This is a genomic window from Streptomyces sp. NRRL S-920 (assembly GCF_000717945.1).
GTDB classification, from domain to species: domain Bacteria; phylum Actinomycetota; class Actinomycetes; order Streptomycetales; family Streptomycetaceae; genus Streptomyces; species Streptomyces alboniger.
The window spans coordinates 158173-176850 of the sequence record NZ_JODF01000015.1 but is presented as its reverse complement, the minus strand read 5'-3'; the positions used below and the strand labels follow the sequence as shown (position 1 = coordinate 176850).

Here is an 18678-nt window from a genome sequence, read left to right as displayed (position 1 = left end):
CTCCCCCACCCCTCCCAATCCCCCCATCCGCACCGGCTCCCCCACTCTGCACAGCTCCCGGATAACGGCCGCCCGCCCCGGATACCGTGCGCAAAGCTCCTCCGCGTCACCGCCCTCGTAGTCCTGGGGCAGGAATCCCGGCGCCATCGTCGTCCCGAACAACGACCACCCGCACCCGCCGCCCCTGGCGACCCGCGCCCCCATCCACGTCCCCGCCGGGACGACGAGCTGTACGCACCCGTCCCGCCCCAGCACCGCCAGGCGGTCCGTGCCGTCGGGGGCGAGGAGGAGCAACTCCAAGGCGTCGCCTTCGTAGAAGTGCCAGACCTCGTCGATGGGCAACCGGTGCAGGGCCGAGAAGTCCCCAGGAGCGTCGGTCAGAAGCACGATGATCGCCGAGCCCGCCGGGCGGCCCTCGGCATCCGGCGGCCCCACCCAGGTCCGCCGATACAGACCCCCCTCCACCGGCAGAGGCACCAGCCCGTACCGCGCCGCCACTTCCTCAGCAGTTCCGGCCGTCACGGCCGTCGTCCCGGCCGTCGTCGCAGACCTCGTCGCGGACATCACCGCGACCGCATCCGGCACCCCCGCCGACCCCTCATGGTTTTCGCCCATGCCCGATCGCTCCCCGCCCGAAGCGCGCGATAACCGCGCCCGCGCCCCACCGCCGCTCAGAGACTGATCGACCGCCGCTCAGGGACTGATCGACCGCCAGATCCGCTCCGGAAGGACACGCGCGGCCTGATCGAGGTCCGCGTCGTCGAGACCGGAGAGCCAGCGGCGCGCGGTCGCGACGATCGGCCCCATGACCAGCGCCTCGACCATCGGCACGGCCAGCGGAGCGATCTCCCCCGACTCCGTGTGCTGCCGCACCCAGGCGGTCAGCGGCGACAGCCTGGCCTCCTGCGCGTCACGCAGCTGGGCGGCCTGCGCCATGCCGACCCGGTCGGCGTAGGAGGAGTGCAGGAGCCGGGAGGCGTCCGGATGCTCCTGGATGAACGTCAGATACGCCCGTACGAGCGTACGGACAGCGCCCTTGGCCGTACGGGACCGCTCCACGCCCCCGGCCAGCTCGCCGAGGAGACGCCCGAGCCAGCGCAGCAACAGGGCGCGCATGAGGCCGTCAACGCTGCCGAAGTGGTGGTAGAGGCTGCCGAGGCTGACACCGCTCGCCTTGGTGAGGGCGCTGACGGTGACGCCTTGCTCCCCGGACTCGGCGTACACCTGGAGGGCGGCGTCCAGGAGGCGCTCGGCGGTTTGCGCGCCGCGTTGTTGCTTGGGGCTCATCGTGCCCACCAGCGTAAACCCCCACACGCCCCACATTATTTCTAGAGCTGTTTTCTAGAAAGCCACTTCAGAACCTATCCCTCCTCCCCCACACTGGCCCCGTGTCCGAACCCACGCGTCCCATATCTCCCACGCCGCAGCCGAACCGCACGCCCGGGTCCAACGCCCGCGGCTGCCTGGCGGTACTCGGCGTCGCAGGCGCCGTGCTCGTCGGTGCCCTGGTCCTGAACCAGGGCGATGACGACAACACCGCCTCCTCCACGCCGTCGTCCACCACGTCGTACGCCGCGTCGCCGAGTTCGCAGACGACGTACGAACCGCCGACCCCGGCCCCGTCGAACTCCGCCGCCGCTCCCGCCCCCGCTCCCACGAGCGCGGCCCCGAGCCCGTACGAATCGGGTACCTGCCTCAACGGAACGCTCCCGAACTCCGAGACGGCCCAGGAGGTCAGCGGCGTGGAGGAGGTCCCCTGCTCCGCGTCCGACGCCCACTACCGGGTGATCCAGACGATCCCCCTGACGTCGGACCTGAGCCGCTGCAAGAGCAACCCCAGGACGCAGTACGCCTTTTCGTACCGCTACACCCTCAACGGAACGGCCATCAACGAATACGTCTACTGCCTGGTGGGCCTGGGCTCATACGCCCGCTGAATCGAAGTGGAACACTTTTCTAGAAAGATCTTCCACCCGAGAGGATCGATGGTTCACACTGATGTCCGGCCCGGCCGGGGCCGGTGTCCGTCCGTGCGGACGGGGGTGCGCACGGGAGCGGCACGGGCCCGGCCGGGAGACCGGTGAACGGGGAGACCGGTGAACGGGGAGACGGTGGACGGGGCAGGCACGCAGGACGGGTTCGACCTCACGGGCAGCGGCGCCGAGCCGCTGCGCGAACGGGACCCGCGGCAGATCGGCACGATCCCCCTGGTGGGCCGCCTCGGGACGGGCGGCATGGGGCGGGTGTACCTCGGCGTCGTCGAGGGGCGGTACGCGGCCGTCAAGCAGATGCTGGCGTCCGTCGTCGCCGAGGACGAGGGGTTCGTACGCCGCTTCGGGCAGGAGATGGACAACCTCGCGCGCCTGCCGGCCGAGGCCACCGCCCCGCTCCTGGCGAGCGACCGCACGGCCGAACCCCCGTGGTTCGCCACCGCGTACGTACCCGGCATCACCCTGGCGGAAGCGGTCGAGCCGCACGGCGGGCCGCTGCCGGCCGACGCCCTGTGGCGCCTGCTGCGGGGCGTGGCGAAGGGCCTCGAACCGGTCCACGCCCTCGGCATGGTGCACCGGGACCTCAAGCCGTCGAACGTCATGCTGACCCTCGACGGCGTCACCCTCATCGACTTCGGCATCGCCCGCGCCGCCGAGCAGAGCCAGCTGACCCAGACGGGCCTGATCGTGGGCACGCCCGCGTACATGTCGCCCGAACAGGCGTCGGGGACGCGGCGGTTGAGCAGCGCGTCGGACATGTTCACGCTGGGCCTGCTGGTCGCGTACGCGGCGAGCGGCCGCTGGCCGTTCAAGGACGCCGCCGAGGGCAGCCCGCTCTACCGCATCGTCCACGACACCCCCGACCTGGGCCCGCTGCGCGCGCTGGACCCGGGCCTGGCGGAGATCGTCGCCACCTGCCTGGACAAGGACCCCGAGGGCCGCCCGACCGCCCCCGAACTCCTCGACCTGGCCGCACGACAAGGCCCTTCGACCCCGCCCGCCTGGCCGACCCCCGTCACGGACCGCCTGGCGGGCCGAGCGGCATTCGCGACAAGACCCCCCACCCTCCTCCCGGCCCCACCCATCCCTCTCACCCCACCCACACCGGAAACCGAACCGAACGCAGGCCCGACCTCCGCCTCCCCCTCCCCTTCCCAGGCCCCCGAGCGCCGCCGCCGCACTCGCGTCCTGATGGCGGTACTCCCCGTCGTAGTGGTCGCCACCGGCACCACGCTGGCGCTCCAGAACCTCCCCTACGTCACCAGCCCGGACAGCGCGGCAGGCGCACCCCCTTCGGCCACCGCCACAACATCGCCCTCCGGCCCCTCGTCGACGAACGACCCTTCGGACGCCCCCAAGAACGGAAAGAACCCGAAAGACAAAAAGAACGCGTCCCCGGACAAGGGGAAGGGCGACGACACCGCGGACGAGGACACCTCCGCCGACGCGAAGAACCCACCGGGAAAAAGCAACGACGGCAACAAGGGCTCCGAGGGCTCAAAGGACTCGACCCACGACTCATCCACCGGTGACGGCGACGGCGACCACAACAGCGGCAACGACAACGACGACAAGCCCGACTCCCCCACGGACACGAAGCCCTCATCGGGCCCGTACCGCATGAAGAACGCCGACAACGGCTCCTGCCTGATCCAGGTGTACGGTTCCGCGGACGACGGCTCCTGCGGCGACCCGAGCGCCTCGTGGTCCACCGTGCGCGCGGAGAACAACAGCATCAAGGTCGTCAACAAGCAGTCCGGCTCCTGCCTGGTGGCCAACATGCTCGGCCAGGCGGTCTTCGTGGGCGACTGCACCCAGGGCGCGGCCCGCCTCTGGCGCTGGGGCCCGAACGGCACCCTAAAGAGCACATCGAACGGCGGCTGCCTGGACCTGGCCTACGGAGGCGGCATCTCAGCCTCGACATGCCAGTCGGGCAAGGCATCCCAGAAGTGGAACAGGTAACAGCCACTTCCCCGCGAAGACCACCGCGTCCACCCCCGCCGCACCCGCTCCCCCCGCGTCCGGGCATGAAAAAACCCCAGGTCACGGCGAGTGAGTCCTGGGGTTAATCCGAGCCGCCTTCGGGATTCGAACCCGAGACCTACGCATTACGAGGGCCTGCAAGATCGTGCCAGCGGGTGTCGCCGCCTGGCGCCAGATCCTGTTTTCGCAGGTCAGCGAAGCGCGACCTGATTCACTCGTGCCGCTCTGTCCACCGCATGCCGCGCTATCCGCTCACGCATCGCTCACACAAGATGGGCCAGCGATAGGCCCCGCCCCTCATGGCGAGAGGGCGGGAGCGGCCTCGCACGCGCGGCGAACAGCACCCGCCAAGGCTCGGACCCCAGCCGGTCCCGGGCCCTGAACAGCGAGGACTTCGCCGACAGGCGCCAGTCGCCCCACAACCCGGCATCGCACAGGCCCTCCATCAGATGCTGCAGCACCTCGAGATACGGCGCCGGGGAGCAGCAGCCGTCTGCGCTGTTCGATCCTGCCACACGCGGCGCCCACTCGATCCACCAGACCTGGCGGATACACACAGGTCAACACCACAAGCCCCGTCAGCTCGGGCACACTCTCGGCCACCGACACCGTGCCAGCGGAGTACGCCCGCAGCTAACGCAACGGCATTGCCACTAGACGACCTCGTCGCGGTTCTTCAGCTCGAGCGTGAGCCCGAGAGCCTGGGCAATCTTGGCGATGGTCGCGGTCGTGACGTCGTTGTTCCCCTCGACCCGAGCGATGGTCGGGCGGGAGACGCCCGACTTTTCGCCGAGTTCCGCCTGCGACCACCCGTGCTTCTTTCGGGTCTCGCGGATGGTGTCGCCGAAGTTCACCGGCTCGGGCTCGCTCATGACCCCGACTCCTCGCTCCCGGACTCCGCATCCGGGCCAGAGCGGTGCTGGGCGTGAAGTGCGTCCGCAGCGATATTCGCGATCTGCTCAAGGAACGCCGGGTCGGTCATGTACGACTGGATCTCTTGCGACTCGCTGACCGTCTTCAGCACGGCGAGCCCAACAGCCCCACTGAATCCCTCGGACGCTTTGAGTTGCGCGACGGTGTTGTTCTTTGCCATCGCCACCGCCTCCTCGTTCGCGTCGAGGAATCCCCAGAACGTCGTGATGAATCCAGAGACGCTCTCCGGGCTCACGTCGACGCCCTTGGCCCGGAACATCTCGTTGACCTTGTCTATGGCCTCGTCGAGCGGACCACGTTTCGGCGCGGACCCTCCCTTGTACTCGCCGTCGAAGCTCGGGAGCTTGATCGCATCGCCACTGCCCTCGCTCAGTGAGTGGTCCTCGTTGATGGACGACGGAACGAGCTTCACGCCCGAGAGCTGCACTCCTTCGAGGTAGCTGTCGTCGTAGTCGTTCCCGTCAGTGTGGAGATTGCGGGCCAGCAGCGTCGCGAGGATCGCGCGGCGGTGCAGCTCGGGGTCCTGGTAGTCGACGATCTGGCTAAGGAACTGCCAAGCGTTGCGGTAGCCGAGCACATCCACGCGGAAGCCCTGCAGCGCCTCCTTCCGGGCCTTGTCCTTCGCTAGCCTCGCCTGCCGCCATTGACCGGTCCAACGGTTCTTGATCGGCGAGAGAGCCTTGGCAATGGCCTCTCCGCCGGCATCGTCCAAGAAGGCGTCAGCGACCGCGTCCATCTCCTCGTGGGAGTAGAGCCCCGCAGTGTCGAGCCGCTCGCCGATCGTGACCAGCGCATTGGGATCGACGTCGCCGTCGACGTGCGCGTCGGAGTAGTAGAGCTTGAAGTCCTTTTGGACGCTCGCCGGAGTGTTGCGGAAGTCGACGACCATCGGGGCGGTCTTGCCCGGGTAGATGCGGTTCAGCCGCGAGAGCGTCTGGACCGTGGCGACGCCGGAGAGCTTCTTGTCCACATACATGGCCATCAGGCGTGGCTCGTCGAAGCCGGTCTGGAACTTGTTGGCGACAATAAGGACTTTGTAGATGCCCTCCTCGCGGAACGCTTTCGCGACGTCGCTGCGGCCGTTGAGCGAGACCTCGGTGACCGTCTCGCCGGCCTCGTCGGTGAGCGAACCGGAGAACGCGACCAACGTGCTCATGTCGGTGTAGCCCTGGGCCGCGATGTAATCGTCCATCTTCCTCGACCAGCTGAGCGCTTCAATGCGCGAGCTCGTCACGACCATCGCCTTCGCTTCACCGTCGAGCATGTGCATCACGTTTCGGCGGAAGTGCTCGATCACGACGCGGACCTTCTGCGCGATAGCGGTCGGGTGGAGGCGGGCATAGCGGACGATATTGGAGACAGCCTCACCGGTATTGACGTGGATCTCGGTGTCGCCTTCCTCCCCTCCCAGGGTGTTCTTCACCCGGAGGAACATGTCATAGGTCGAGTAGTTCGAGAGCACGTCGAGGATGAAGCCCTCCTCGATCGCCTGCGCCATCGTGTACGTGTCGAAAGCCTCCCAGCGTCCGTCGCGCTCGGTGCCGAACAGGCGCAGAGTCTTCGCCTTCGGGGTCGCGGTGAGCGCGATGAAGGTGATGTTGCTGGATGCGGCGATGGCCGAGTCCTTGGCCCGTAGCAGGTCGTCAGCTCCGATGTCGTCCTCGTCCACATCGAGCTCGACGTCGGCGAGCAGCTCCTTGAGCTGACGCGCCGTGGAGCCCGACTGCGAGGAGTGTGCCTCGTCCGCGACCACGGCCCAGCGCCTGCCGCGCAGCTCCTGGGTGTCCTCGATCAGCTTCATGACCTCGGGGAAGGTCTGCAGGGTGCAGGTGATGATGTGGTCGCCATCGACGAGCGCCTTCTTCAACTGCGGCGACTTCGCCCCCGACTTCTCGCCGACGGTGACGACCAGGCCCTTGCTCGACTGCACCAGGTTCATGTCGTCGCGGATGTTCTCGTCGAGGACGGTGCGGTCGGTGACGACGATGACGGAGTCGAACGTCGACTTCGAGTCGGCGCTCATGTGGCGGATCAGCCTGTGACTGAGCCACGCGATCGTCTTCGTCTTCCCCGAGCCGGCCGAGTGCCAGATCAGGTAGCGCTTGCCCGTTCCGTTCCCCTCGATGTCGGCGACGACCCGCTCGACGGCGCGCAACTGGTGGAAGCGCGGGAAGATCAGATGCCCGTCCTTCTTCCCGCGCTTGCCAGGCTCAAACAGCGCGAAGTCCTTGAGGATTCGCATAAACATGGGTCGGGCGAGGATCTCGCGCCACAGGTAGTTCGTCGAGGAGCCGGTACCCGACGGCGGGTTGCCCTCGTGACCCTCGTTGCCCTGGTTGAAGGGCAGGAACACCGTGTCCCCGCCCTCGAGCTTCGTGGTCATGTAGACGAGGTCGTTGGACACCGCGAAGTGCACGAGGGCTCGGCCGGGCGCGAGGAGCGGCCGGTTCTTCCCTGGCTTGCGGTCCTCCTTGTACTGCCGGATCGCGTGGTTAACCGTCTGTGTGTTGTCGGTCTTCAGCTCCAGCGTCACGATGGGGAGGCCGTTGGCGGTGAGCACGACGTCGATCGTCTCGTTGGTCGTGGTGTCGAAGCGGACCTGGCGAAGGATCCGCAGGCGCACGGCAGCAGCGGCTTCGATGACCTCGGTGAGGTTGGGGTTCGCCGGCGGGAACGCCATCATCGGTCCGAACTTCGCAGCGGGCCGGCCGACCTGGGCGTAGGTGAAGCCCTTGCGCAATACGCCGAGCAGCCCGCCGACCGGATGCCCCGTGGTCGGGTCCATCCTCGTGGCCTTGGCGAGCTCCTTGGTGATGTGCAGGAGCAGCTTGCGCTCGGCGTCGGCTTTCTGACCGTCGACCAGGTCGCCGGGAACTGCCTTCTCGTACTCGTCCGGGTACTGGGTGCTGAGCCAATGCAGCACGTCGCGGGGAATCATCGCGAGACCGACGTCCCATCCGGTCGGCTTGCCGTCGCTCTCGTACAGCCAGCCGCGCTCGGCGAGCTCCGCGCAGAGATTGCCCTCGAACTCCAGCTCCATCAGCTGCGCGTGGCTCATGCGACTTCCTTCCGGCCAGCGACCACGTCGGCGATGAACGCAGACGATCGCTCGATGAGTGACTCCCTGAGTTCGGCCACATTCGCCAGCATGGTGTCGATCTTGGCGGTGACCTCGTCGAGGTGGCTCGTTACACGAGACAGCTCGTCCGGTGATGGGAGGGGGACAGAGAGCGCGAACAGGTCGCGGACGTTCAGTCGGGGCGTGCGAACGTTCCCCTGCTTGGCAGCGCCGATCCCTCTGACCCACTGGGCCATGGCCTCGATGAACTCAGGGGATCGCATCACGTATTCGGCCCAGTCCGCAGTAAGCCCCGCTTCCGGACGTAGCACGGCGTAGTCCGGGCTCACGAGGCCGTCGATGCGCGCTTGGCCCAAGCCACCTTGGAAGGCACGCATTCGGTTGAGCACGATGTCCCCCGATCGGGCGACCTTGTACTTGGACAGGTCGGTGCCTGCTTGCTGTCCCGAGGACGACTCTTCGCGCCGCTGGACGCCATGGTGAATCGACACCGACAGCAGGGGAAGATCCAGGTTCTCAGCCCCTGCCCGCTCATCCACCTCGCGCATGAGCCACTGGAGTCTGACGAGCTCGAAACCCATGGTGTGAACTGTCGACCATGTTGCGGCTCGTCGAACTCTAAGGTTCTCCGCGAGGTCGTCAAGCCTGCTGATCATCACCTCGACCTCGTCGAGATGGTCCGCGATCGCTCGCTGTATGCCTGGCGGCGGCAGCGGGATGCGAATGCGCGACATCCGCGTGAAGTTCGTCGACCACAGGTCATCGACGATCCCGGTGCCCCAACGGAAGAACTCCTCCTGGAACGCGATGCTGCGCAGGAGGTGGTGCCCGTACTCGGCGACCAGCAGGTCTGACTTCGGAGTCATGACCGAGTAGACGAGCGAGACGCTCCCGTCCTGCCGCGCCAGGCCGGACGCCCCGCGGCGGTCTGAGCGGGAGTTGATGACCAAGTCTCCGGCCCGCACGAGCTTGCGGTCACCCTCGGTTTGTGTCTTGGCGACTCCGTCGAGCTGCGGGGTAACCCCGCGCTTCCCGACGGACAACGCCGGAAAATCGGTCTCGCCAACCTTCTCATTGCGCTCGACGACCACTGAGCCGATGGGAGCCATCGGGAACACTGGACTCTCGAGTGAGGACTCGTGCACGACGAGACTGGTCATTCGTCGCTGACCTCCTTGAACATGTCCGCGAGCTCTCCCATGATCTTCTGCACTTTGGCGTCGATCTCGGCTAGCGGTCGCGGCTCCTTGGGGACGAAGAAGATCCGGGTGAACGGGATCTCGTTGCCGTGCTTGGCCTTGCTCTCGTCCCACTGAGCGTCCGGAGCGAACCGCAGCACGTCACGCTCCATGTGCTCGGTCACGTCCTGGCTCATTGCCACTCGCTCTGTCATCTTCCAGCCGTCGGTGGCGACCGGCTTGCCCTTGCGGTCGACTGCCAGCGGCGCAGACTCATCAGCGACCGCCATCGTTCTCATTACGGCGTCCAGGAGTCCGAGTGGAGCCTTGAGGCCTGCAGCCTTCGCGGCCTGCGGGAACGATTTCGGCAACTCGTTCCACGGCGTGCCGTCGAGCGACTTCAACACGGCGACGTGCTCCTCGGTGAAGTCGCGGCGGCTGCGGAGCTCCTCGACGGCATCTTCGCTAAACCGAGTCGCCAGCCTTGCCTGCTTGCTAACCGGAATGTCCCGGAACATCAGATCTTGAGGCGTCATCACGCGCGAGATCTCGAGGTTGGCGTCTTCGAACGCCTTGTATGCCTCCAGCACCGTCTCTCGGTTGGCCCGGCTCATCTCGCGCCGCTTCTCGCCCATCGGCTTACGCAGCAACCGCGACTGGCCGGTGCCGTCAATGAGCTGGATCTTGCCCCGACGCTCGGGGTCCTTGTTGGTGTCGAGGAACCATACGTACGTCGGGATGCCTGTGCCGTAGAACATGTCGGTCGGAAGCGCGACGATTGCATCGACGAGGTCCTCTTCGAGCAGCCACTGGCGGATCGCACTGGGGCCCTTGTCGCCCGTGAAAAGCGGGGAGGCGTTGGAGACCACCGCCGCCCGCCCCCCCTGGCCGTTCTGCGCTGCAGGACTGAGCTTTGAAGCGCAGTGCGCCAGGAAGAGCATCTGGCCGTCGCTGATGCTCGGCAGGCCGTGGCTGAACCGCGATCCGTGCTTCTTGGCCTGCTCACGCACGGACTTCTCGTCGGCCGACCAGTCCTTGCCGAACGGTGGATTGGAGAGCACGTAGTCGAAGGTCTGGCCCTCGTAGAGGTCCTCGACGAGGGTGTTGCCCTGCTTGATCGCGTCCGGGCGGCCGCCCTGGATGAGCAGGTCGGCTTTGCCGAGCGCGAACGCCGACGGCATCAGCTCCTGACCGTAGAGCGTGACGTCGATCTTCTCATTCATCCGCCTCAGGGCGTCCTGGGCGACGAGCAGCATGCCGCCGGAACCGGCGGTCGGGTCGTAGATTGACCGCAGCGCGCTGTCGCTGGCGAGAGTGTCGTCGTCATTGGCGATCAGGATGTCGACCATGAGCTTGATCGCGTCGCGCGGGGTGTAGAAGGCGCCCGCGGCCTTCCCCTTCTTGTTGAAGGCCCGGTACATGACGTCCTCGAAGACGTCCCCCATCGCGGTGTTCTCGAGCTTGCCGGGGGCGAGGTCGATCGTCGAGAAGTGCTTGACGACCGAGTGCAGGCGGTTGGCGTCGGCAAGGATCTTCGCCCGTCGGGCGAACTCGAAGGAGACCCAGATGTCCTCGATGTTGTGGGAAAAGCCAGCAATGTAATTCTGGAGCGACTTCTCAACATTGTCATCGACTGACGCGATGGTGGCGAGGTCGAGCGGCGAGACGTTGTAGAAGCTCAGCCCGAACTTGTCCTTGACCGCGATGTCGATCAGATGCGGAGGCAGTGAGCCGAGCGAGGCGACGAACTGAGTCACCTGCCCCTTCGAGTCGGCCAGCATGCACTCCAAGCGGCGGAGCACGGTGAACGGCAGGATGAAATCCCCGTAGTCCTCGGGCTCCACGATGTCCCTGAGGAACTTGTCCGCTGTGTCCCAGACGATTCGTGCGGTTGTGGCGCTCGTGGATGACGTCTTGTGTTCTGCCATGCTCACTCGTCCCTGCTCGTTCCCCACCGTTCGATGTATCAGAAACATTACACGAGTCCTGTATCAGGAACGTGCCATTCTCGCTGGTTTCTGAGGCACGATGGTCCGCTCGACCGAGCGCGCCCTAGACGCCAATGACGCGGCTGACACTCCCGGGCCGGAGTCCTTCACACTGCACTGCACGGCGACGGTCAGCGCCTACGGCACCCCACAGATGCCCGACATGATCGACCAGAGCAAGGCGCGGCTGTACCTGCTCCGCGTCACCGCCACGGCGAAACTCCCGGACGCCGGCGTAGACCTCGACGCGGGGCCTGCTTTGCCCGGATCACCGCGATCCTTGACCACCGCCTCGCCGACCTCGAACAGCGCCTGTCCGACAGCATCTTCAAGACCGTCGCCCGGCGCGTCGCCACCACCCTGGACACCCTCACCACCGCACAGCCGCCCCGCACGTCCGCTGCGGCCCACTGCCCGGCATCCCCAGATCGCGCTCACGCATGAACAGATCGCCGCGCTGGCCGGGACCTCGCGCGAGACCTGCACCAAGACCCTGCGTGATTTCGCCGAGCGCGGCTTGCTTCGCCTCGCCCGTGGCCGCATCACCGTGCTCGACGCAGCGCGCCTTCGGGACGAGGCCGGTAACTCCGCGACCCGCTAGCCCCAGCCGTTGAGGGACACCTCTGGGCCATTGGTGAGGTAGCGGTGCAGGGCGCTGGCGGTGGTGTCCACGAACTCCTCGGGGATGGCATCGGCGTGGACCCAGCAGACCTGGGCGTGCTTGCGGGGTTCGCGGTTCTCGGGTTCGCCGGTCCATTGGTGGGCTGCGAAGACGACGGTGAGGAAGCCATTGGGGGCTTCGACGCCCCAAGCGCCGTGGATGATGTGCGCGACTTTGAGGGCTTCCGGCTTCACCGTCAGGCCGGTCTCCTCGTACAGCTCACGGACCGCGGTCTCGGTGATCGGCTCGCCGGGCTCGCTCTTGCCGACGGGCAGATCCCACATGCCCTGGGCGAACTTGGCTTTCTCGCTGCGCTGGAGGAGGAGGACGCGGTCGGTGGCCTTGTCGTGGACGATGACGGCGGCGACCAGCAGAGTCATGGATTCGAGGGCGGGCTTGAGGGCTTTGGGCTGGTCGTCGGTGGTCGGCTGAGCCACGGTTGCGTCCCTTCATCGGCCGGGAATGGGGTCTCCCCTGCTCGAGCGAAGCCGAGAGCTTGGGGAAGGGCAGCTTAGGCGAGTGCTTCGCGGGCGCGGCGGGCGAGTTCAGCGGCTCCGGGTACCTTGCGGCGCTGGTAGATCGCGAGAGTGGACCGAAGCGACGTGATCGCTTTGCGGGTGCGGTCGGAGGTCATACCCTCCATAAGCGTCAGAGCTTGCGACCATGCGGCGACGGCCTCGTCGGCGCGGGCCTGGGCGGCGAGGCTGTCACCCAGGTCGGCGTAGGTCAGGGCGTGGACTCGCTTGTACTTGATGGGGTCCCAGCGGACCAGGGCATCGCGATGCTGTTGCTCAGTACCGACGTGGTCGGCGAGGTCGGTCAAGGTACGGGCGGTGTGGCTGGCCACGGTGCCGACGGCCGGGCCGCTGACGCGGGAGTAGCTGGGCTGAGGGCCGTCGTCGCACAGGAGGGCGTCTTCAGCCGCGAGCAGGGCGCGTGCGGCAGCGGGCTTCTCGTCAGTAGCCGCGTAGGCGCGGGCGTGAGTGATGTGCAGCAGGGCCTCAGTCTGGCCGTCGACGTGGCCGATGCCCTGCGCGAGGGCGGCTTCGGCGAGGTCGACGCAGTGATGGGGCTGCTTGAGGCTGAGGGCCTGGTGGGCGAGGGCACGCATCATCCAGGCGGCGTGGCCGTGCGGGTCGGCCTCGCAGGCGAGCTGGTAGCCGACTCGGTAGTAGCGCTGGGCGGCGCCTTCCTGGCCGAGGTCGTGGTGTTTCCAACCCGCCAGATAGGCAAGTTCGGCGACCGCGCCGAAGGCCGCCCGGCGTAAGGGCTCGCTGGTGAAGCGTCCGCGGAGCATGGGGGCGGCGGTGTCTGCGAGGTAAGCAGTGACGGTGGTCAGGCCGTGGCCGCCGCCGAGACGTTCGTCGGCTGCGCTGAAGGCAGCGGTGATCTGGCGTACGACGTCCACGTCTTCCTCGCCGACCAGCATGGTGCCGGTACGGGCGCGGAGCATGCGAGCGGTGGCCTCGTGGTCGTAGCCCAGCGGCATGGCGACGGCGGAGGTGGTAAAGGCGGCGATCGCGAGGTAGTGGTGGTGCTCGACGTCGGCGCGGCCCAGATCGGTCACGGCCAGGACCGGGTCGGATTCGTCCGCGCCCTCGCTCTCACGCGCACGTAAGGCGATCTCGGCCAGCGTGATGATGCGGCCTGCTCGGCGAGAGAGCGCCTCAGCGAGGTACTGCGCGGTCCGGCCGCTGGGCTGGCGGGTGCCGTTCACCCAGTGCGAGATGGCCGACTTGTTGGTCTGGATGATCTCGCCGTTCTCAGCAGCGATGCGCCGTACGTCCTTGGCAAGCGCCTCGTACGTGCAGCCGATCGCGTCGATGACCTCGCGCAGACGGGAGTTGGGTGCTCTCTGCGCTGCCACGACCGCCTCCGATCCGGAGCTGTAAACCGCGTATACCGCTTCGCCCGCCCCTCACCGTACCCACGGTGCGTGACGAACGGTTCACTTAATCGCAGCCGCCCGGCACGGTTCCAGATTCCCACCGTGATCCAGGCTCCCTCTTGGTCCGGGCGGCACCCCGAAGTTCCGTACACCCGCAGGGGGTTCGGGCATTCCTATGCCCGTTGCCTGCCCATCAGAGACGGAGACACGGTGACCACCATCGACACCACGGCCATCATGGTCGAGCTGCCCGAGGCGTTCGACGCGCGCTGGAGCCGCCTGCCCGGCATCCAGGTCGACGGGCGACGCATCATCATCGACCCGGCCGAGTACTTCTTCCGCTTCGAGTCCCACACCTGGCTCGTCGCCGACTGGGAACTGGTCAAGTCCCAGCTCCTGGACGTGGACGAGACGACCGAGAGTGCGGTCGAGCAGCTCACGCTCGACTTCATCAAGCAACACGGCCAGTCCACCTCCGATGCGGCCCGGGTGCTGTCCATCGCGTACGAGGTGTACGCCTACCTGTTCCGCGACGAGCACCTCACGAGCCTCGGTCTGCCGCAGATCACCGCCGAGCACCTGCGGATGCTGCGTGAGGCGGCCACGCTGATGGCGCTGAACAAGGTGGAGCTGGACGGGCACATCTCCAACGTCGGCCCGTGCTGGTTCTTCCCCGCCGCCACCTCCGTCGTCTTCGACCTGGACGAGGAGATGGGCGGCATGATCGACGAGGTGTACCACGGCGGCTGGTTCAACGAGCACCGCCGCATCGAGTCCATCAGGGCCCATGCCGCCCTCGGCGGACGCCTCGTGCACGGCTGCCAGTCCGTGCCAGACCAGTCCGGCGGGGTCGTCGCGCCCTACGGTGCCTCGATGACCACCTTCCGCGAGGATCTCGCGGCCTTCAAGGCCGGATGGATCAAGCAGGTCTACGCCCATCGGGTGAGTCCCGCCGCATAGCCCGTACGCCCGGCTCCGGGGTGGGCTGGCACCTTCGCCCGCCCCGGACGCCACCCATCGCACTGGAGCCCCCTGATGGACGCAAACCTCAACACCGAACTCCTGGACAACGTGCTGACCGCCGCCGGCCAGACGGCCGCCGTAGCGCGCGAAGAGGTGCGCGTGTGGTCGATGTCCGGCGTCGAACGCCTGATGTTCCCCGATGGCTCCACCGCCATCTTCAAGTACGCCAAGGAGCCTTTCGACAGCGAGGACCAAGCCCTCCGCCTGGCTCACACCCTTGGCGCCCCGGTCCCGAAGGTCCACACCTCTGCGGTACTGGAGGGGTGGCTGGGGATGCTGTTGGAAGACCTCGGCGCCCCCATCCGCGACGCCGACGACCTCGACGGCGCCGCCGCGGCCGTGGTGCTGCACCGCACTCGCACCGCCGCCGCCCTGCCCGTCCTCGACCATGAGGGCCTACGCGCGCTGCCCAACCGAGCACTGGAGCACCTCGACCAGCTCCGCAAGGCCGAGCGGTGGCAGGACGCCGACGACATCGAGGGCGCACTCGACCGGATCGCCCAAGCCGCTGAAGCACGCTCGGCCGGGGCAACGACGGCGCCGTTCGGCTGGGTGCACTCCGAGTTCCACCCCACCAGCCTCCACATCGGCCAACGCGGCTGGCGTCTCCTGGACTTCGCCCGCGCCTTCACCGGTCCTGGCCTGCTCGACCTCGCCAGCTGGCACGGCACCCTCGACGACCCCGATCCCGTACGCCTGCGCGTCTTCCTGGAGACCTACGTCACCGAAGGCGGCACCCCCGACGCCGTGGCCGAGCGCGGCGGGCTCGCTGCCGAGAAGTGGGCGCTGGGCTGGCACCGGGTGTGGGCGGTGGAGTGGTTCATGGAGCAGTCCATCCGCTGGATCAACGACCGGGCCACCGACCCCGCGTACATCAAGGTCGTGCGCCGCCACCTCGCAGATGTCCTCCGGCTCCTGGAGGTCTAGATGCTGGCCCAGGCTTCCCCCTGGTACGCCCACGCTCTCCAGCGCACCGCGGCCGGGCCCGCCGAGCCGCTGAACGTGCCCGCGCGGATGGAGTGGACTACCCGGCCAGGCAGCGGCCCCGGCGCCGAGATCCTCCATCTGGGCCCTCTCCGGAAGAGAGCGCTGGAGCTTGGCTGCGGCCCCGGCCACAACGCCGCCCACCTCGCCACTCGGCACGCAGCCCAGGTCACCGGCGTCGACCTGGTCGGCCTGCAGGTCCGCCGTGCCCGGTCGCACTACGGACGGTTGAAGAACCTCGACTTCGTCGCCGGCCACGCTCTGCACTACCTGCAGGCAACCGACGAACGGTTCGACGCGATCTACTCCGTCTTCGGCGCCGTCGGCCTTGTCGCCCCGCAGGTCCTGCTCCCTGCTATTGCCCAGCGCCTCAACCCCGGACGCATCCTCGCCTTCTCCGTGCCCCATCCACAACGCAGCGGCAGGCCGCCGTCCATCGACGACCGCCCCCGACGCGACTTCGTCGCTCTTCCCGACCGCACCCGATTGCCCATAGTCCGCTGGGACTTCGACAGCAGCCGCTGGGAGACACACCTCGACCGCGCGGGCCTCTGGCTCACCTCGGCTCAGGAGTTCCACGACGCCCGCCACGGCCGCTGGCCCACCACGTTGCTGATCACCGCCCGCAAGCTCTGACTCTCGCTCCAGCCCTCTGGAGGAACCGATGCGCCAGCCCTACCTGCTCCTCGACATCGACGGCGTCCTCATACCGTTCCCGGACGACGACGGGGCCACCCCGGCCACTCATGTCCGGCACGATGTCGTCCCCACCGGCCGCAGCGCCGACGATCCCGTCGCCATCTGGCTCAACCCCGCCCACGGTTCCCTGCTCATGGACGTGATCCGTACCGGCCTGGTCACCCCGGTCTGGTGCACCAGCTGGCGCCAGGACGCCACCACCCTGGTCGGTCCACTCCTCGGCCTCCCGCCCTTGCCGTATGTCGATCTCCCACGCCCACAGATCACCACCAGCCATCCCAACGGCTACCTCTGGAAACGCGACTACGTCGACACCTGGCTCGGCGACGCGCCCGCCGTCTGGATCGACGACGACTTCACCAGCCTCGACCACGACTGGGGAGCCCGGCGTACCGCCGCCGGGAAGCCCACTTTGCTCATCCAGCCGGAGGCGCACAGGGGCTTGCTTCCCGAGCATCTACGGACAGTGGTGAGCTGGTCCGCCGACCTCACCGGGTCGACGAACGGGGCAGCCGCTGCGTGAGGTTCTTGGCTACCGCCGAGGTCGGTTGTCCCGTCCTGGAGCAGGGGACGGGACAGTCGGCTGCTGCACCGACGCCGCCACACTGCCGTCAACCGGGGGCCACTGTTTCGAGCGTTGGCGAGCTGCCGCGGCGCGGCGGTTGGGTATGGGGTTGCGGCTGGTGTGCTGGATGCGGGTGATCAGGACACGGGCAGGCTGGCGGGCGGTGGCCAGTTCCCGTTGAGCAGCGGCTTCCTTGAGGAGCTGGTGGGGTTGGTGGCCGCCGGCCTCGGCGTCGGCCAGGACGGTGGCGAGGGCTGGCCAGCTCGGATCGGCCAGGATCCGCTCGGCGTGGTCGGGAACGGCAGCGCGGACGTCGCTGGCCAGGGTCTGGCTGGCGTCGTCCTTCGGCCTGCGGCGCTCCAGTTCGGCGAGCGCGGGGAGGAGAGCCTGGTCGGCAGCGACCTGGAGGTGCTGGAGGGTCTGGCGGGCCGCGTCGGCCTGGTGGGCGTGCTCCTTCGCCTCGTGCCAGCGTCCGGCCAGGATGGTCGCCCAGACGAGGGCGGCGAGCAGTGCGGCCAGCGCGCTGCCCTCCGGACCGGTAGCGGTGTTGACGATGTCACGGGCGGCGACGCGTACGGCGTCGGCGGCGCGGTCCTCTGCCTGGATCTGGGAGCGCTGGGCGCGGAAGAACGCCTTGGATGCGGCGTCGAGTTCGGCACGGAGGGGCGCTGGTGACTTCTGTGCGGTGGCCTCGATCAGTTCGCCGAGGGCGGTGACGTGGGCCTGGGCCCGCGCGTCTGCTCCGTCGCCCGTGCTGGTCTCGGTGAGCTGGATGTGGAGGATGTCGAGGGCGTCGGTGGCCTGGTGCCAGGGGGTGGTGGGCCGGGTGCGGCGGGCGGTGGGGTGCTCCTCTGGCGTACTGGTTTCCAGGCGGGCCTGCAGCTTGGGCAGGGAGAGGTCGGGGGCGACCTTCCCGCCCGCCTTGAAGATCTGCTCGTGCTTCTTGTTGAGGTCGCCGGGGCGGCCGACGGCGTAGCCGAGGAGGTCCCCGGAGGGGCCGCGCTTGGCCTTGACCAGGACGCCGTCGGCTTCGAGGTAGGTGAGCAGTTCCTCGGTGTCGGTGACGTGCGGGATGGCGGCGCGGATGCGTTCTTCGAGCCACTGCTGGCTGGTCTGTTCCCAGCCGAGACGTTCGGCCTTGTGCATCTCGGCCTGGGTGGGGCGGCGGGTGGCTGTGCCGTCGCCCTTCTTCAGCTGGCGTAGCCCGTAGTCCTTCTCGATCTCGCGGCACTCGTCGCCGACGCGTTTGCCACTGTTGTGGAGCTTGGGGCGGCGGCCGTCTTCGCGGACGGTGGTGGCGAGGATGTGGATGTGGTCGTCCGCGTGGCGTACGGCGATCCAGCGGCAGGCCAGGTCGTCGCCTTCGGATGCGATGCCGGCGGCGTGCACGATGCGTCGGGCGATCTCGCCCCACTCGGCGTCGGAGAGGTGGCGGTCTTCGGGGGCAGCGCGGACGGGGCAGTGCCAGACGTGGTCGGTGACCGGCTTGCCGAACTCGCTGTTGCGCAGCCGTACTGGCTCGTCGAGGTAGTGGCCGAGCTCGGTCAGGGTGGCGTTCTCGTCGCGGCCGGGGTCGGGCATGGCGAGCATCGCGAAGGCGGCGACGATGTGCGGATCGAAGTGTTCGTCGTGGGTTCCGCGGCCGTAGAGGTAGGCGAGCAGCCCGCGAGTGTTGGACCCGGGGTCCTTGATGGCGGCAATCATTC

The 18678-nt window shown here is 67.9% G+C and carries 17 protein-coding genes; 7 read left to right on the top strand and 10 right to left on the bottom strand.

The window, feature by feature from the left end:
* Positions 1-564 (bottom strand): cupin domain-containing protein (locus tag IG54_RS0113840; RefSeq protein ID WP_078594067.1); only part of this gene is annotated, 564 nt, incomplete at its 3' end.
* 129 nt (positions 565-693) lie between these two features.
* Entirely contained in the window at positions 694-1287 is a 594-nt protein-coding gene (locus IG54_RS0113835; RefSeq protein WP_030782275.1) for a TetR/AcrR family transcriptional regulator, read from the bottom strand.
* Between the two features lie 101 nt (positions 1288-1388).
* On the opposite strand from IG54_RS0113835, the gene IG54_RS0113830 reads away from it, so the two are divergent.
* Together IG54_RS0113830 and IG54_RS0113825 are read left to right on the top strand one after the other, a co-directional pair.
* Positions 1389-1937: an LppU/SCO3897 family protein gene (locus tag IG54_RS0113830; RefSeq protein ID WP_051819497.1), complete on the top strand. Its 549-nt coding sequence runs from the start codon at positions 1389-1391 to the stop codon at positions 1935-1937.
* A 159-nt stretch (positions 1938-2096) separates the two neighbouring features.
* Positions 2097-3953, top strand: a complete 1857-nt coding sequence (locus tag IG54_RS0113825) for a protein kinase domain-containing protein (RefSeq protein ID WP_234336155.1) — start codon at positions 2097-2099, stop codon at positions 3951-3953.
* 284 nt (positions 3954-4237) lie between these two features.
* Here IG54_RS0113825 and IG54_RS43775 read toward each other — a convergent pair whose 3' ends face one another.
* The 5 genes from IG54_RS43775 to IG54_RS0113800 form a co-directional block, all read right to left on the bottom strand.
* Entirely contained in the window at positions 4238-4489 is a 252-nt protein-coding gene (locus tag IG54_RS43775) for a transposase domain-containing protein (RefSeq protein ID WP_420712250.1), read from the bottom strand.
* Between the two features lie 138 nt (positions 4490-4627).
* Positions 4628-4846 (bottom strand): helix-turn-helix domain-containing protein, encoded by a 219-nt coding sequence (locus tag IG54_RS0113815; RefSeq protein ID WP_030782264.1) that lies wholly within the window; start codon positions 4844-4846, stop codon positions 4628-4630.
* Positions 4843-7965 carry a type I restriction endonuclease subunit R gene (locus tag IG54_RS0113810; protein WP_030782262.1) on the bottom strand — a complete coding sequence of 1041 codons (3123 nt, stop codon included), beginning with the start codon at positions 7963-7965 and terminating at the stop codon, positions 4843-4845. Before IG54_RS0113810 ends, IG54_RS0113815 begins: the two co-directional genes overlap by 4 nt.
* Positions 7962-9146, bottom strand: coding sequence for a restriction endonuclease subunit S (locus IG54_RS0113805; RefSeq protein ID WP_051819496.1), 1185 nt, complete (start codon positions 9144-9146; stop codon positions 7962-7964). The genes IG54_RS0113810 and IG54_RS0113805 overlap by 4 nt, the downstream gene beginning before the upstream one ends.
* Entirely contained in the window at positions 9143-11092 is a 1950-nt protein-coding gene (locus tag IG54_RS0113800; protein ID WP_030782256.1) for a type I restriction-modification system subunit M, read from the bottom strand. Before IG54_RS0113800 ends, IG54_RS0113805 begins: the two co-directional genes overlap by 4 nt.
* 223 nt (positions 11093-11315) lie before the next feature.
* On the opposite strand from IG54_RS0113800, the gene IG54_RS43770 reads away from it, so the two are divergent.
* Complete coding sequence (locus IG54_RS43770) at positions 11316-11753, top strand: Crp/Fnr family transcriptional regulator (RefSeq protein WP_408061014.1); 438 nt, start codon at positions 11316-11318, stop codon at positions 11751-11753.
* Here the strand turns inward: IG54_RS43770 and IG54_RS0113790 are convergent.
* Both IG54_RS0113790 and IG54_RS0113785 read right to left on the bottom strand, forming a co-directional pair.
* Entirely contained in the window at positions 11750-12250 is a 501-nt protein-coding gene (locus IG54_RS0113790; protein WP_030782245.1) for an NUDIX domain-containing protein, read from the bottom strand. The two genes, IG54_RS43770 and IG54_RS0113790, sit on opposite strands and share 4 nt — an antisense overlap.
* A 74-nt stretch (positions 12251-12324) precedes the next feature.
* Complete coding sequence (locus tag IG54_RS0113785) at positions 12325-13680, bottom strand: helix-turn-helix domain-containing protein (RefSeq protein ID WP_030782242.1); 1356 nt, start codon at positions 13678-13680, stop codon at positions 12325-12327.
* A 231-nt stretch (positions 13681-13911) separates the two neighbouring features.
* Between IG54_RS0113785 and IG54_RS0113780 the strand changes: the two genes are divergently transcribed.
* The 4 genes from IG54_RS0113780 (at position 13912) to IG54_RS0113765 (ending at position 16930) form a co-directional block, all read left to right on the top strand.
* Positions 13912-14661: a hypothetical protein gene (locus tag IG54_RS0113780; protein WP_030782239.1), complete on the top strand. Its 750-nt coding sequence runs from the start codon at positions 13912-13914 to the stop codon at positions 14659-14661.
* A gap of 75 nt (positions 14662-14736) precedes the next feature.
* Positions 14737-15651 carry an aminoglycoside phosphotransferase gene (locus IG54_RS0113775; protein WP_030782236.1) on the top strand — a complete coding sequence of 305 codons (915 nt, stop codon included), beginning with the start codon at positions 14737-14739 and terminating at the stop codon, positions 15649-15651.
* Entirely contained in the window at positions 15652-16344 is a 693-nt protein-coding gene (locus IG54_RS0113770; RefSeq protein ID WP_030782233.1) for a class I SAM-dependent methyltransferase, read from the top strand.
* 28 nt (positions 16345-16372) lie between these two features.
* Positions 16373-16930: a hypothetical protein gene (locus IG54_RS0113765; RefSeq protein ID WP_030782230.1), complete on the top strand. Its 558-nt coding sequence runs from the start codon at positions 16373-16375 to the stop codon at positions 16928-16930.
* Positions 16931-16939: 9 nt separating this feature from the next.
* Here IG54_RS0113765 and IG54_RS0113760 read toward each other — a convergent pair whose 3' ends face one another.
* The gene (locus IG54_RS0113760; protein WP_030782227.1) at positions 16940-18676 is read right to left on the bottom strand and encodes a relaxase/mobilization nuclease domain-containing protein; all 1737 of its coding nucleotides are present in this window, start codon (positions 18674-18676) and stop codon (positions 16940-16942) included.
* Positions 18677-18678 lie beyond the last annotated feature (2 nt).

What these genes read in the sequence shown, in the direction of transcription:
- IG54_RS0113835 (WP_030782275.1), bottom strand. Translation starts at nt 1,287, where the DNA reads ATGAGCCCCAAGCAACAACGCGGCGCGCAAACCGCCGAGCGCCTCCTG.
- IG54_RS0113815 (WP_030782264.1), bottom strand. Translation starts at nt 4,846, where the DNA reads ATGAGCGAGCCCGAGCCGGTGAACTTCGGCGACACCATCCGCGAGACC.
- IG54_RS0113810 (WP_030782262.1), bottom strand. Translation starts at nt 7,965, where the DNA reads ATGAGCCACGCGCAGCTGATGGAGCTGGAGTTCGAGGGCAATCTCTGC.
- IG54_RS0113805 (WP_051819496.1), bottom strand. Translation starts at nt 9,146, where the DNA reads ATGACCAGTCTCGTCGTGCACGAGTCCTCACTCGAGAGTCCAGTGTTC.
- IG54_RS0113800 (WP_030782256.1), bottom strand. Translation starts at nt 11,092, where the DNA reads ATGGCAGAACACAAGACGTCATCCACGAGCGCCACAACCGCACGAATC.
- IG54_RS43770 (WP_408061014.1), top strand. Translation starts at nt 11,316, where the DNA reads ATGATCGACCAGAGCAAGGCGCGGCTGTACCTGCTCCGCGTCACCGCC.
- IG54_RS0113775 (WP_030782236.1), top strand. Translation starts at nt 14,737, where the DNA reads ATGGACGCAAACCTCAACACCGAACTCCTGGACAACGTGCTGACCGCC.
- IG54_RS0113770 (WP_030782233.1), top strand. Translation starts at nt 15,652, where the DNA reads ATGCTGGCCCAGGCTTCCCCCTGGTACGCCCACGCTCTCCAGCGCACC.
- IG54_RS0113765 (WP_030782230.1), top strand. Translation starts at nt 16,373, where the DNA reads ATGCGCCAGCCCTACCTGCTCCTCGACATCGACGGCGTCCTCATACCG.
- IG54_RS0113760 (WP_030782227.1), bottom strand. Translation starts at nt 18,676, where the DNA reads ATGATTGCCGCCATCAAGGACCCCGGGTCCAACACTCGCGGGCTGCTC.